Origin of the sequence: Paenibacillus sp. 32O-W (genome assembly GCF_007679495.1) — a bacterium.
GTDB lineage: Bacteria > Bacillota > Bacilli > Paenibacillales > NBRC-103111 > Paenibacillus_L > Paenibacillus_L residui.
This window is the reverse complement of record NZ_VEGP01000037.1, coordinates 23730-38184: the sequence shown is the minus strand read 5'-3', so window position 1 is coordinate 38184 and position 14455 is coordinate 23730. Positions and strand designations below refer to the sequence as shown.

Here is a 14455-nt window from a genome sequence, read left to right as displayed (position 1 = left end):
AAGTCGTCTGAAAATTTTGACTAATGGTAGGGCTTAGTTTGGTATTGCCATTTTTCCACTCCAGAATGATTTTTCTCGAGATTTTTTCCAATTTTCATCGATCATCCCCTTGACATTCCACCGCTAGGCTGTTTCAAGCTTCTCTGTCATTCCATCCGGAAATCTTGGCCATTCAACACCCCGCGCAATGCCCGTTCCAATTGCCTGTCCGTGGCATCCATGATGGATTGCGGATTGTATCCTTTGTCCCTCGCAAAAGCGGCAAGATCCCGACGGAAATTTACATCTGAAACACAATGAGACACGACCAGCACGGTGATCCAATCCTTCGGCAAAGAAATTGGGTTCTTCATCGCCCGCCTCCATTTCTGGTCAATGTTTATTGGTAAAACTTCAAAGCCTGCATTTCTTTCATGGCTTTATTGCAGAGAAAAAATCCGCCAATAATTTCGGATTTCATCCAGTTCCCCGCTATGCCATAGACTTTTTCCGGCACGCGTTTCAAATTGCCATTGCCACTGGTTAAATCGATCACGGCGCACATAAATGGTAACCGGGTTGCCGTATTTATCTTTGGTATGCAATTGAACGACATTCTGACTGATTGGCATCGTTTCGATGAAGAATAGAAATTGGGACTGGCTCATCGAGTCACCTCCCCGTTCCCTTAAAAACACAATGGAGAAATCCGAATTAGATCCTTCTCAAGCTCACTCTACCCGATATGGAGTGAATCTTTCCGTCTTATCATTTTGCAAAAAACGCTTCGGTAGCTACCAAACTCATTGACTACCCGGCGATCTTGTTTTTTTGGCTCGTTATTCGATTCCGATCGCCCGGCCAATGGGAACGCCGTTCATCATACCGTAAATGGCATCGCTGTCGGCGTTCGTGTAAAGGATCAAATGCCCTTCCACCTTCGCCATGTGCTGGGCGCCATTGGAGGAAAACGAGAGGGCAGCGTCCGGATACGCTTTTTGCACTTTTCGTTTGAAATGGTCATAGCTCATGCAACTGCTCCTTTCTGGGGTTTATCATTTCTTCTTGGGATACAGGAACGAGACACCTTCCTTGAGCTCCAAAACGCCTTTCTTTTTCATAAACGCCTCCAGGTCTCCTTCGTAGACCTGGATTGTCACGCCGTTTTGATCCCGGATGTAGTAAAACGTATCGCCAAAACCGTTCTTCTCTTTGGATATGACCTCCAGTGACGGCATCCATTCCCCCTCCTCCGTCAAGCCCGTTCCATAGCAAACAGGCGGCTGGACCGGACAAAAGCATCCGCCGCCGGACGGGATGTCGTACATGCGCATTCCTCCATAGACACGAAAAGAACCCCTGCGTACAGGAGTCCTTTTCGTGTAAAGTGATTAAGAGAAAAATAAACCCGATCTAATGCGTTCCACCCGTACCGAAGTCATCATACGAGGACAGGTTGGCATGGTAAAAAACGATATCGCCGTCCTTCAACTGAAACGTCACGCCGTACGGATCAGTGAAGCTGCGCTGGAATCCTTCCATTTGCCACTGATTGTCCAGCGGTCCATAGATGTACTGCAAATGCGGGTTGTTCAAATCCCGGTTTCGGATCGTCTCGATGTTGAAGTTGACAATGATAAATCCGTCCTTCAGGAAAATGGGCGAACTATCATCCAGCCGGTTCGTGCGCCCGTACTCAGCCAGGTTGAATCCTTTCGGCACGACATACGGCGCGGCGGGCAGACTGTATTCTCCGTACCACTTCTGCACCGAAGCGTTGGCGCGCGCCGCATCGACGCCGGACGGGACGTTCATGCTGCCTAAGAACGTCCGGAGCTGGGGCGGCAGCAGCATAATGTCATATCCTCCGACGTAGGTCGGTTTATTGACGTCTTTCAGGTACTGGTTAATATACGCCTGCTTCGTGCCGGAACCGCCGTTCAAACTCCACAGCGAGTTTGCCGTGTTGATCAGCTCCTGCTGCGGCACATTTCTCAGCCGTGCATCCAGCGTAATATTGCGCCGCTCCGCATCGTCGCTCGACCCGATCCGGATAAACTTCTTTTTCCCGGAGTTGTAGTAGAGATCAACTTCCTGCCGGTTCTTGCCCTTGCTGTCCACAAAATAGAAGGTCGGTGTAATACGAATGCCGTCGCCCGAGCCGAACATATTCCCTTTCGTTTTGACGTCAAACTTGAAATGATACCCCGTTTTCACGGCCACGTTTTTCTTCCCGGCTTCCGGGTGGCTGCCCTGACGAACCGGCAGCACGAACGGAGGCTGGTTGCCCCGCGCCGCGCCGTCAATCCCCTTCGTACCGACCCAATAGGCATTTCCGGTTGGCGCTGCGCTGTCCTTTTGCGTCCGGAATACCGTTTCCCAATTGTAATCTGCGATGTCGGTGATGCGGAAATCATAGAGACGGCCAATGACCTCCACCGGAACAACCTGCGTGGCAACATGATTGGCCACCTCCAGATTGGCGTTCATCTGTGTGCCAAAAGAAGACGGCGGGCTGTTTTCTGCAAAGGTGCGGAACAATACGTCATAGTTGCCTTCATCGACCCATACGGGCAAGAAGAACGACATCTGAAGCTGCCCGACCGGAATGGACGTCCACGTTTCTTTCGGAATGAACATCGATTTGTCGGCGTTGTATACATCAAACGGGAACCAGACCTGCTTGTCTTTCGTGTACTTCGCATAGTCCCGGTTGCCATAGCCTGGAATGTCCCGGTGCTGTCCGCTGGTTGGCACCGTTACGGTAAACGGCCGGTCCAAAATGAGCGCCGATCGCCCGGCAGTCGGTTGCGTCTTTTGGTTATGCGCCTTGTCGTCCGAAACGGAGGCATAGTTGACTACCGGTGTATGCACGGTAACGGTGTTGATCCCGTTGATCGGAAAAGTTTTATTCTCCCCGCCGTTAATGCCTTTGACGAGTGAATAGAATATCGTGCCCGAGCTTGGCTGGTTGGCTTTGTTTACCTTGCCGGAATCGATCACGTAGCCTTTTTCGTACAGCACATCCTGTCCGATCATCGGCGGGGCCGGAATCGCTCCCGGCGCCGGAGCCTGTTCCTCTACCGTCCGGTTATCCATCACCGTCGTTCCATTGAAGACGAGCGAATCGTTTTTCACCTTGATCTTGCCAATCGCCTTCTCGGCCTCGCTTTTCCAATCCTTGTTCGGAACGGATGGACGGCTGGAACCTCCGGAAATGGTCTGACCCGGAAGCGTCACATTCGAGTAGATCGGATGGGTAATATGCGCATCCAGCGAAGCATCGTGGGCCGCAGATACATTCGGCGGGGTGTAACCGTTCGGCTGAACGGTTACCGTTCCCGATGGCAGCGCATAGTTGGCAAATGTCGCTTTTTGAATGCCGTACACTTCCAGGCGGTTGATGACCCAATAGCTGTATTTGCGTTCGATTGTGTAACTTTTCGTCACCGTCTGCGTTTCCGAGCGCGGCACGGTAATCGTCGTCGGATTGCCATCCGCATCCGGAGGACCGGAGCGGGTTTCCGTCCAGGTCAGCGTGTACGTTTTGCTCACTTGAATCGGATACTGCTGCGTGCCGGATATTTCGACAAACTCATTCCGGTACAAATACGCTTTCGACAAGGCATTCACATACAGGCTTTCGGAGGTCGGGATTCCTTTCAGCACATCGAATTTCTCTGTGCCGCGCTGATCCGCCCGGATGACACCCGTTGCGCCCGGATCCATGACTTCTGCCTGCCTGGAATCGCCTGGAGTCGTATCCCCGCCATCCGATTTGCGTACCGTATGATCCGTTGTGGAGTCGCCGGTATTCCCGTCCACATCTTTGACGACGACAGTCATTTGCACCGTCACACTGGAACCGGAAGAAAACGGGATTTTGATGGGGATCGTTTTGCTGGCTGATGTGCCGGTGAGCGGTCCGGTTTTGTCGCTGTCTTGTGCAAGCGCAGCATTTCGGATATCCGTGATTTCGTACGATTTCAGATTTTTTAGCGCTTCGGCTTCAAAAACAAAATCCCCGTCCACTTCGGCAACCGTCTTGTCCACCGTATCCGGCGCTTCAATCCGGGAGGTGACATTCACCGAGGAGGGGATTTTATAGATGCCGACAAAGTTGGAGCCGCCTGCCGCTACGGTGATCGATCGTTCCCGAAGCTTCGGGTCCCCTTTTTCCTGAATAAATTGCTTCGTGTCCGGTTTATCGTTGTTGATAATATACGACCGGATAATTTCGTAGGTTTGGCCGTTATCGGTGATTTGCTGTTCAAAGGTATGGGTGGCCTCCGCCCCGGTCGCGTACTTACCCTTGTCCGTTTCCTTCAGCTTAGTGCCGTCTTCCTTCTGGTAAATGGCTTTGACCGGATTGTCCTGTTCCTTGTATTCGGCGATGATGTCGGCTCCGCTTAAATACACACTGATGTGCCGGTCGAGCAGATTTTCCTGTCCCTTTTCCCGAACGAACTTTTTATTCCCCGGATTGTTTTTGGATACGAAATACGACCTGACGATTTCATACGACTTGCCGCCTGACTCGAATGTTTCCTCGAACGTATGCTCGATCTCTTCCCCGGCTTTATAGTCGCCTTTATGGAATGTGCACGCCGGATCCGGAATAACGGCGCCCGTTTCGGTTTTACAGACGATATCGACCGGAAAATCCGGACTGTCATACGTCACCGGAACGCCATAATAATCGTCCAGATCGTCAGGATGCGCCCATGGCTGCGCCTTCTTGATTCCGTCCAGCGTATAGTAAGGCCCTCCGATTTTGTTTCCGTTTTGCGTGACAATCATGATGGCATATAGATAAAGTTGATCATTCTGCTTGATGCCTTCCAATCCATTGTCTGTTAAAGCCTTCGTTACTCTCGTCTCCGGTACTTCAAAGAACGTGGTGACCGGTGTTCCTGGCGCCGGATTTTGGGGATATTGATCCACTTGTTCCAGACCTTCGATTGATGCGGAGCCTGGCCCGGTCGGATCGCAGTGTTTGCCTTTGGAATCATACGTACATATGGACGCATCTTCCCTGCGCACAGTCCAACCGACCGTTTTGTATCGAATCCCTGACGAAGCGGCCGTACTTGTGATGTTAAATGTTATTTTCCCGCCAGTAATTCGAACTTTAGGAACTTCCGCGTAAATTCTATAGGAAAAAAAGGACAACAAAAAAGTGCATGCCAGCAGCATGCACAATCCCAATTTGATTCTTTTATTCATTTTTAATCAACCTTTCGGATGATACTATTAAAAAACAGGCTCGCTCCCGGACTCACTTTTAAGGTTTTTCCCCAATTTCCTCCGACGTTCGTATCCATTACAATATCCGAATATCCCTCGTACCAAACTCCCTTTTCAAATGGAGTGTCGTTAGGAACCCATGTATCATTCTCCAATTTCATGTCACCGGGAAACCAGGTATCATAAACAAGTGTTTTGTGCTGTTTGAAATGATTAAACTTGATCCTGAACTTTGACCGAACGTTATACCCTCCGAATCCATCCTGATATATCATGGAAGGTTCCGGATCAAGGTAACCCTCAATCACAATTTGATTATCCTTTACCCAATCGACATATTCCCGAGCTGCTTTCAGTTTCCCAACATTGCCGTCCGACTGCACCTCAGCCACCTTCTCAGCCCATGTGTCATCAATCGTCCTGTAGTCGACATTGAGCCATAATGCTCCGAATGCTTTTAACCGATCCATCCAGATGTCAATGTTTTCTTTCTTGAATTCGGGCCAACTGGCGTACATCTCCGCCGATACGGACCTTTCCTTGACATCGGGATGGGAAAACGGGTACTTCATCTCGTACATTTCATTCGGAACATCAGCCAAAATGTACGGATAGTCCTTCGCATTTTTCGGAAGGTTGGTGGTGCGAATCAGGCGTCCCCACTGATCGTACTTTCCCTCGGCATCTTCCTTTGTTTTGATGTGCACGGTTGCGGTAGCTTCGTCCCACTTGACTTCCGCGCCCAGCACTTCGATCACAAACCGCAGCGGGACGAACGTTCTGCCCCCGCTCATGATCGCCTTTGTGTCAAAAGCAACTTCTTTTTCGTTGACGAGTGCTTTGTTTTCGCCGATAGTAAGCCGAATGCGCTGATCGCCCCGTTCGATTGGAACCGACATCGTATCCGGCTCCCAGCCTACTTTGGCATTCATTTTTTCAGCCACAAAGCGCACCGGCACGAGCGTCCGGTTGTTTTCATCGATGAAAGCCTGCGCATCGGGAAACCAGATTTTTTGTCCGTCCATGACGACGCTCACAAACGCCGGGGCTTTCGCTGCCGCGTTGGATATTCCGGTCATAAGACCAAACGCCATCATTACGGCCAAGCTTGAGCTAACCCATTTTTTCACGCTCGATTCACTCCTTTTTTCGAGAATAATTGAGAATATCAGGAAAAAAATCGACGTTGTGCCTCCATCATATAATCCCTGTGCCGACCTGTCCACCCCGTAGCGCTTGAATTCCGATTTGAGCCGATCGCTCATGGATGGTTGCTACATGACAGCGGCATATACCCTTTTTGCGCGGCCGCTTTTTCGCTGGCAAACGTTTCTTCCACCAGGTACGGGAACGCACAGGTATTGCGGTAATACACCTTTCTGCCGTCTTTAACCGCCCCCAGAATAATCGGCTTTTTCAACACCCGGCTCCCGCCAAGCGCGTAGTTGTTATACGTTTTCCGCCCCATCGGAATGCCCTGAACAAAAGCCATGACGCCGATATCGTTCACCGTATTGTTCCATTCCTCTTCGCTGATCGTCGGAAGCGTAAACGTATAGGAAATGCCGTTGCGTGAAGCATACTGGTTATGCCGGTTAATCCGGTACGCCAGTTCGTTTTGAATCGCATTTACAATCCTGCTGCGCCGCACTTGCTCGAACAACTCCGCATTGTGCAGCAACGGAATCGAGGATTGGATTTCCGAGCGAAAGCCCTCCTGCCATGTCCGGCTCCCGGCTTCGTATGCAATTACGTAATCGTCCAGCGTGAAGGATAAGCTGTTTCCCTGCGCATCGGCATATGCGTATGGCTTCTTTGGTCCCCATACGGGACGCATTTCCGTTTCACCGGCTGCGTTCGTAAACTCTTCTTCGGCGTACACCCAAAAACCGTCATAGCCAATGACGATCACAGCCGGAATGTAGCGGTTCAGAACCCCCTGTGCGATTGGGTCTTCTGCAACGCCAAAGTTCATGTACAGCGTCCGGTAAAACGTATCAATCGCTTCCTCCTTATTCACCCGCACCCGTTTAGCCGATTCATACCGGGCTTCCTGCTGTTCGTTGACGTTGATCAGCAGCGCCCGCGCCGCATCGTCCACCGCCGTATCCAGCGCGGCATCATATCGCAGCTCCGTAATCATCATCCGGCGCTGCGTTGCGGTATCGGCCCGATTGATCACATAGAAAGGAAGCAGAATCAATACCCCGACGATCGCCCAATTAATAATCTTCATTTCGCACCGCCCCGCCGTAGGGAATGAAGATTTTTTCATGCGGGCTGCTGGCGTTGTTCAGAAAATCGTGCAGGATCGTGCCATTCGTCCGGTTCGTGTTCTTTACCACCACATAAAACATATCCCCGACATGCAGCTTGTAACGGCGCGACGGATCGTCCTTGCCCGCCGCGCTGTCCGGAAACAGCACATGGAGAATTTGCGCGTTGTAGAACCGGTCAAAGTGAACCTCGTATTCGTTCCGGAACGTCTCCGGACGCGCCGGATCGTCGTAAACCGGAATGTATCGCTTTTGCCCGTGCTCCATCTGCACATCGAATGTGTTTCCCGTTGCATGTATCGCCTGCAAGAAATCGTTATACATGGACGGGGAGATGAATCCTTTGTCCCTGACCGCATCGACAAACGAAGTCGTGGCCCGCAGGACAACCAGCTCCGACACGTCGTCTTGCTGGTCAAACGCGGCCGAGATCGGAAAAATATATAATAGAAGAATCGCGATGATCACCGCGAACACTTTCAAAATACTGTTCATCACACACCCCTTTCACCGCGACACGAATACGATTTGCTTAAGCTGTCCATCTGGCCCGCGCTCATAGGAAGGAGCATATCGGCCATTCAGACGAATGGCTGAAACAGCGATATCTTCCCGCTCCAGCGATGGGGCATACCGTGTACCGTCTACCACGACCTCCATTCCTATTTCTCCGATTTGGGCGATCGTTTGCAGCACTTCCGCACCGGACACGCTGCCGTCTCCGGTAATCGGGGTCGGCATTACGTTGCGATCCTGCGCTTTTCCTGATACATAAGCCGTATCCAGCGCAGCAGCGCCGCTTTGGAACAGCAGCAGTCCGGCAGTGGCCGCCATGACAAAGATGAGACATGCGAAGCTCATGTCGATCATCGTGCGCACGGAATGACTCATCGGCGCACCCTCCTTTCTAAACAGCCAACCCGCCGCGCTTCAAGATGAGACCGGCGGATTGGCGCCGTCTCTTTATTGCTGCCGGAACACGATGCCGCGAATGACGTTGCTGCTGTCTTTGACAAGCTGGGCCCGAAACTTGCCACTCGGGTTCACGTAGTTGCTGTCCGCCTCGTCTACCGTATGATCGAGCCGGCCGGGAGCAGGACCCACCACAGAACCGTACGTAATGCTGTCCATCGGAACGCCCGTATTGAGCACCTTGCCGTACCATTGGCCGGCCGGGTTTTTCCCCGTCACGATCTGAATGCCGAATTGATCCTGGTCGCTGAACTTGCGCAGCGCGTTCACAACCTGGCTTCCGGAAACGAGCGTATTGTCATAGACGGTAAACGCCGTCTGCGACAGCTCCGTCTGGATGTTGCTGAAATTGCTTTGCGCCGCTTTGGTCGATTCCTGCGCGGAAATAAACAGAACGACAGCCAGCGTAATAAGGGCAATGGCGAGGAAAATGCCTGCCGCCATCACAAGCGCTTTTTGCGCATTACTCATCGTGCATCAAACTCCTTTGCTTATTGGATTTTTTGAATCTGCTCGTAATACACCGACATTTGACTGAGGCTGACATAGACGAGCGGGAATACCAGATAACCGAAAATGAGGGACATCATCGGCGCGAAGCCGATCATTTTCCCCCATCCCGCTTTCGTTTCAATCAACCGCTCGTAATCCTGCTTGCGCTGCTCCTGGGCGAAGGCTTGCTCGGATTCCAAATCATCGAATGCCTGCCGGATCGGAATCTTTTCCACCGCCAGTTGCAGCTTCTCCACCGTGCGGACAAACGGAAGAAACGGCGCTTGTTCCTTTAGTTCCTCAAGCGCCTGTTCCGCGCCATGCTCATAATGCAAGAGGCAGTGCTGGATCGGTTCCTTGAAAATCAAGGCGAACCGCTCCATCCACTCCAGCAGGTGCTCCACCGACATCCGGTCCATCTCCGACAGCATGGCAATCACCGAATGGAACTGGTCCACCTCGTGCTTCATCTCCATATGCCGCATTTGCCGCTGGAACAACAGGATGCCGACCGGCGCAAAGTAGCCGCCCCAGCCGATCAACAGGGCGAGCATCACCTCCCACCACTTCAGGTACTCGCCGTCTACCGCCTCCATTTTGTTCAGGATGCGCTGCGAGGCGGCACGAAGCTGCGCCTCCTCCCGCGCAAACTGCGGGTCTTTGCGCAGCTCGTCGAAAATCGCTTCCGAGAGCTTGGTTTTCACCCCCTTCACATCTGCCATGATCCGGCGGTCAAACGCCGCTGTCTGCCTGGCTTTCGCCTCTTCCTCCGGCGAAAGGCGGCCGAACATCGTTTCCGGCTTCACGGACGCATAAAGCAGCTGGTGTTTCGTCACCGCATGCAGCGTTACAAACAAACCGAGCACAAGCAGAAAAGCGAGAGCGCTTATCGTCACTCTCTGCACAAAAAACCACTCCAAGCGGAGCGGCGATTTTGTTTCTTTAAGCAGCATGACGCAGCGGGCGACTTCGCGAGTGCCAGGTTCGGGAGAAATCCGGTCGATGACCCGGCGTACCCACGGAAGATCGTAAGCACGCTGTTCCCACGGCTTGCGCCGCCTTGCTTTGTGTTCACCATCCAATTCCCGCATGTTGCGAAGCAGCACATACGAGCAGAGAATGATGAGCAAGATGACCATTTTCGTGATCCAGCCGAGCTTGCCGGCGTAAAAATCGTCCATCGCCGGGAAGTATTTTCGCGCCCAACTTTCGATCGGCTTGGTGAACAAAATCGGGATGAGCGCGATCACCGTCAGTCCTTGCAGCAAGTAACTGAGCTTCTCCCGCCGCAAAATGTCCAGATTCAGTTCGGTCGTCAGCTTCCCGAGCGCCTTCAAGTACAACGATCCGTTTTGCAACGTTTTGTCCCCGTATTCCTTGACCAGATGCGATATGCCGGCCAGTCCCTTCAGAAAGCGGTTCGGAGCGACTTCATAGTACTGCTCCAATTTTTGTTCCGGATGGCTGGCAGTCAGGACCACATACACTTCCTGCCCGTGCAAAGCCATCTCGTACGGAGAGGCTTCCGCTGCGTCGTAAATCGCTTCCTCCACCATGCCGTGCCGGTGGTAGTGATGCCGTACATCGGCCATAAAGTGGCGCAGCTGGCGGAGCAGCCGATTTTCCAAACGGTGAACGAACACGTCCGTGATCATCCCGTGAAGCGCCCATATGCCGGTTGCGATCATGAGCAGCGTCATCGGGTCTCGAATAAACAAGACCAGCGGAATGGCGGCGGCCAACAGGACACCCCATGCCGCAAGCGCGATCTTGATCGTCTCCAGCCGCAGCTTCCATTCGTCGTAAGGTTGCAGCGCCGACAGCCGCTTGCGGATCGTCGTCAGATAGGCGCGCAAGAGAGGAATCCGTTCGCACGCTGCATAAATGCGCTGCAACAGGCTGTGCGCGGCATGCTTGCGGGTCGATTTGCCGGGCAGCCGCAATTCCTCATATTCCCGGATCGAACCCGCGCCCGTATTTTTGCGGGACAGCCATTGGAACAGCAGGACAGCGGCAAGAAAAAACACGACCGCACCGCCAAGCCCAAAGGACAGCAACGATTTAAGCTCCATTGCGCTCACCCCAATTCGCCGCCAGGAACGCTGCGAATGCCGCGCGATCCGGTTCCGGCATGTGCTCCCGCATCTCTTTCACGTTCAGGTCCGATATCGGATGCACCGCTACATACTTCCCATCCCGGAATTCGATCACATTCCGTGCTTCGTACAGCTTTCGGTCGGTGGAACGATGGAAATATTCGACAGCCGTATCCATAAACGCGGCCATCTTGTCTTCGAGCTTGTCCATCTGCCGGTATGGAACGGGATAATCCGTCTCCTGGTCTAGCGGGACGCATTCGGTAATCCGCTCAATGTAGCGGTGCCCGTTCACATCGCGTTTCAGATGAATGTCGAAATTGATGACGCTGATCACCTGCTGCTCGGCGACCTTTTCGTTCGTAAACACGCCGGTCTTCAGCAGCGAGTTCCTAAGCGAATAGACGAGGTCGCGGAATGTTTTGGCATGGTGGGTAAAAAGCGTGAACAGCGAGGCGACCTGCGCCATCTGGATCATCCACGCCGCGACCGGATCTGTCGCCACCTCGCCGAGAATGTTCACGGTGCCGTCCGTCTTTTTCTGGATGTCCAGCCCGTCCTGCCCAGAAATGGTTTCCGTCTCGCGGAAACTGAGGATATTGCGGTCCTTGTAGATTTTCCGCAAGTGAAGCTCGAAGCTCATTTCCTGCACCCGAATCGTAAAGGTCGCGGAAATGAACTTGACCATTGCCATCAGCAGCGTCGTTTTCCCGCTCCCCTGTGCACCAGTAATAGCAGTAATCCGTGCACCTTTAACCAGAAAGGCAATCAGCCCAACAGGGAGTTGGGCATTGTCGTTCCGGATGAGCTGCTCCAGCGTGGCGCTCTGCACATCGAATTTGCGAACAAAAAACGCCCACGATTCCGAAAATCGGGGGCGCAGCACAACGACGCGGGAGCCGTCGGCCATCTCATTCACTTTGAAGCCGTTCGCTTCCGACAATTGTCCTGGATAATTGTGCTTGTAGATGTTCTGGCAGACGCGCTTTAGTTCTTGCTCCGAGCCGAAGGAGAGGAAGCTGAGATGAATGGATTTCCCTTTGTAAAAAATCCAGACGCTGTCGTGGGACTTCGGTACTTCACGCAGCAGCGCATCTGCCTGAAACTCCCATTCCCCCTCCCATACGGAAGGCGGCAAACCGGACACACCGGCCGACACGCCGTCGATTTTCATATCCCGGATTTCATCCACGACGCTGAAGCCTTTGTATTGCTGGTAAATACGCTGCACCACGATTCGCAGCTTGTCCTCGAAATGCAGCCGCCTGGCTTCCTTTTTATAAATGTCGTGGATTTCCTCGGCAGTGATCCGGTACGATTCGGTTTGCCCGTCCTCTATCCCGAGCTTGGGCCGGTCCAGCCCGTATTTGCGAATGAGTTCGCCGAGCGCATCGAAACGGTACCGTTTCTTGTACTGATGCAGCAGTATCTCGAACTGGTCCTGCGGCGTAAGCTCGTACGGATCGTCGAACGGGATGATCCGGTTGATGTTCCCCTCGTCCAGTTGATACGTCTGCAAAAGAAGATCGTATAAAAACTGCTTTACATACGCCTTGTCCCGCAAATCCCCGGATGTGCAGCCGCGCAGCGCCTTCTTCAGTTCGGCCCTTTTGTTTTTCCGGCGCCGGAATTCCTCTTCGGATAAACCGAGATCATACAGGTTGCTGCTCGTCAGGTCATGCAGCGCCTGTTTCACGTACGCAGTCATCGCGTCAACGGAGTAGACCCGTTCCTCCGGCAGCTTCTCCAGCTTGCGTCCGCTCATGCGGAAGTACAGCAGCGCGGCCGAGAGCAGGAGAAGCATGAGGATGAGCAATCCGTTCAATAGCCCAAGCATCTGCTACTCCCCCTTCCCGCCGAAAAACGGCTTGTTGAATCCGGCTCGTTCGATGACCGCCTGCGCCAGCATCCGGACACACTGCATGAAAAAATGATTCTCATGGTCACCCGGCACGCTGCGGTTTCGAAACATGAAGTCAATTGCACGGCCATCCTGCGATGCATCCATGAACCCAGCATGATGCGGAACCGGATAAAGCGGAACGCTTACCTTATGCTTCCTGGCGGTATTTTTGGCTGTGTGTTGGGAGTACCGATCGTACTGCCCCACAACAAGAACCAGCTTTTTTCCAAGCAAAAATTCCTCTTGCTGCTGAAAATACCGCTCCAACACGAAGTGGTTCTGGTTCAGGCTGACCACCACCAGATCGGCGTTTTCCAGCAGCGCCTGCGTCCATCCGGATCCCAAGCCGCTGCCGCCGTCGATTAGCGTCAGGTCGTAGTAGCGCCTCGCCGTATCCAGCAGCGGCAGAAGCACTTCTTTCATGCCGGGAATAAACGTTTTGTCGGCCTTGTTCGAACCCGGTAGCAGGTCGAGACGGTCCTTCAGCAGCGGCAATGTGTAGTCCCGAATCATCTCCGATGTCATCTTGCGGTTTTGAGCCAGCCGCGCTAAGGCATCAATGCCGGAGTCCGCAGTAAAAGCGGGTTCGCCCCCCGCCTGTGATCGCCACTTCAGAAACGCCTGTTCGATGACAGCGCGCCGGCTTTGCAAATGGCCGAGCAAAAGCATTCGGGCGGAATATTCGAGACCAAGCAGCGCGGCGACGGCGATCAGGTTCGTAGTGTTGCCCGTTTGTCCCGGCACCGGACTCCAGAAGACGACGCTAACTCCCACGGCGATTCCTCCTTACCCGTTTCCAAGCCGTTTTGACAGTTCGCCCGTTCATTTCGAACAGCGTCTTCGATAGGGACAGCACCGTCCGGACATACGCTCTGGACAGCTTTCTCACATCGATCCGGGCGTGATGCTGATTATCGATTTTGGCCGAAACATCCCTGTCATCGAGCGGAATGCGGAATACCGGATCCTGCCACAGGACAAGATCAGCATCGTAGTGCGAATGAATATACGCCTCGGTTATCGTGGACTGCACGTATGGGTAAATCAGCTTGAAAAGCTTCAGCGGCTGCGTGGCGGATTTCGCCAGACACAGCCGCTGCATCAATTCTGCGTTTTTCTTGAGCGACAATTTTTCGAAGCTGCTGCACCAGACGCGATGAGCAAACGCCTGCAACTCCAGCCCTTTGACAAATTCGGCATGATCCGTATCAAGCAGCATCACGTCGTAATGCGGCCACTTGCCTTCTGTTTGCTTCAAATAGCGATCCAGCTGGCCGTACGTAATAAACCCTCCAGCGACGTCCAGTCCTTCATACTCGGTCACAAAAGCGCCCGGACGCTCATCCGACGGCGGGAGATACCCTTGTACCGACTGCGCGACCGTCGAATCGACAAGCAGCACCCGCTGCCCGGCAGCTGCCAGCAGCTTGCCCAGCACAAGCAGCAAATGGCTTTTATCCGGCGCACCGAAAAAAACAACTTGTTTCATG

At 53.1% G+C, this 14455-nt stretch carries 14 protein-coding genes; all 14 read right to left on the bottom strand.

Features of this window, described 5'->3' with window-relative positions:
• Positions 1–146: 146 nt before the first annotated feature.
• Positions 147–353, bottom strand: a complete 207-nt coding sequence (locus tag FS806_RS15405; protein WP_019007435.1) for a hypothetical protein — start codon at positions 351–353, stop codon at positions 147–149.
• Positions 354–419: 66 nt separating this feature from the next.
• Positions 420–647 carry a hypothetical protein gene (locus FS806_RS15400; RefSeq protein WP_144938233.1) on the bottom strand — a complete coding sequence of 76 codons (228 nt, stop codon included), beginning with the start codon at positions 645–647 and terminating at the stop codon, positions 420–422.
• A 171-nt stretch (positions 648–818) separates the two neighbouring features.
• On the bottom strand, positions 819–1010 hold the full coding sequence (locus tag FS806_RS15395; RefSeq protein ID WP_144938230.1) for a hypothetical protein: 192 nt from the start codon (positions 1008–1010) through the stop codon (positions 819–821).
• Positions 1011–1034: 24 nt separating this feature from the next.
• Complete coding sequence (locus tag FS806_RS15390; RefSeq protein WP_144938228.1) at positions 1035–1307, bottom strand: hypothetical protein; 273 nt, start codon at positions 1305–1307, stop codon at positions 1035–1037.
• Positions 1308–1392: 85 nt separating this feature from the next.
• Positions 1393–5205 (bottom strand): DUF5704 domain-containing protein, encoded by a 3813-nt coding sequence (locus tag FS806_RS15385; RefSeq protein ID WP_225312650.1) that lies wholly within the window; start codon positions 5203–5205, stop codon positions 1393–1395.
• A gap of 2 nt (positions 5206–5207) precedes the next feature.
• Positions 5208–6356 carry a copper amine oxidase N-terminal domain-containing protein gene (locus FS806_RS15380; RefSeq protein WP_144938226.1) on the bottom strand — a complete coding sequence of 383 codons (1149 nt, stop codon included), beginning with the start codon at positions 6354–6356 and terminating at the stop codon, positions 5208–5210.
• Positions 6357–6487: 131 nt separating this feature from the next.
• A complete protein-coding gene (locus FS806_RS15375) occupies positions 6488–7462 on the bottom strand; it encodes a hypothetical protein (RefSeq protein ID WP_144938225.1) in 975 nt (324 codons plus the stop codon).
• Complete coding sequence (locus FS806_RS15370; protein WP_019007343.1) at positions 7449–7997, bottom strand: hypothetical protein; 549 nt, start codon at positions 7995–7997, stop codon at positions 7449–7451. The genes FS806_RS15375 and FS806_RS15370 overlap by 14 nt, the downstream gene beginning before the upstream one ends.
• A 12-nt stretch (positions 7998–8009) precedes the next feature.
• Positions 8010–8393, bottom strand: a complete 384-nt coding sequence (locus FS806_RS15365) for a hypothetical protein (RefSeq protein ID WP_144938223.1) — start codon at positions 8391–8393, stop codon at positions 8010–8012.
• 72 nt (positions 8394–8465) lie between these two features.
• Positions 8466–8945: a hypothetical protein gene (locus tag FS806_RS15360; RefSeq protein ID WP_019007341.1), complete on the bottom strand. Its 480-nt coding sequence runs from the start codon at positions 8943–8945 to the stop codon at positions 8466–8468.
• Positions 8946–8965: 20 nt separating this feature from the next.
• A complete protein-coding gene (locus tag FS806_RS15355) occupies positions 8966–11038 on the bottom strand; it encodes a hypothetical protein (protein WP_144938221.1) in 2073 nt (690 codons plus the stop codon).
• The gene (locus FS806_RS15350; protein ID WP_144938219.1) at positions 11028–12899 is read right to left on the bottom strand and encodes an ATPase, T2SS/T4P/T4SS family; all 1872 of its coding nucleotides are present in this window, start codon (positions 12897–12899) and stop codon (positions 11028–11030) included. Before FS806_RS15350 ends, FS806_RS15355 begins: the two co-directional genes overlap by 11 nt.
• Before the next feature lie 3 nt (positions 12900–12902).
• Positions 12903–13739 carry a CpaE/TadZ family protein gene (locus FS806_RS15345; protein WP_062494005.1) on the bottom strand — a complete coding sequence of 279 codons (837 nt, stop codon included), beginning with the start codon at positions 13737–13739 and terminating at the stop codon, positions 12903–12905.
• A complete protein-coding gene (locus FS806_RS15340) occupies positions 13729–14454 on the bottom strand; it encodes a hypothetical protein (RefSeq protein ID WP_062494007.1) in 726 nt (241 codons plus the stop codon). The genes FS806_RS15345 and FS806_RS15340 overlap by 11 nt, the downstream gene beginning before the upstream one ends.
• Between the last annotated feature and the right edge of the window lies 1 nt (position 14455).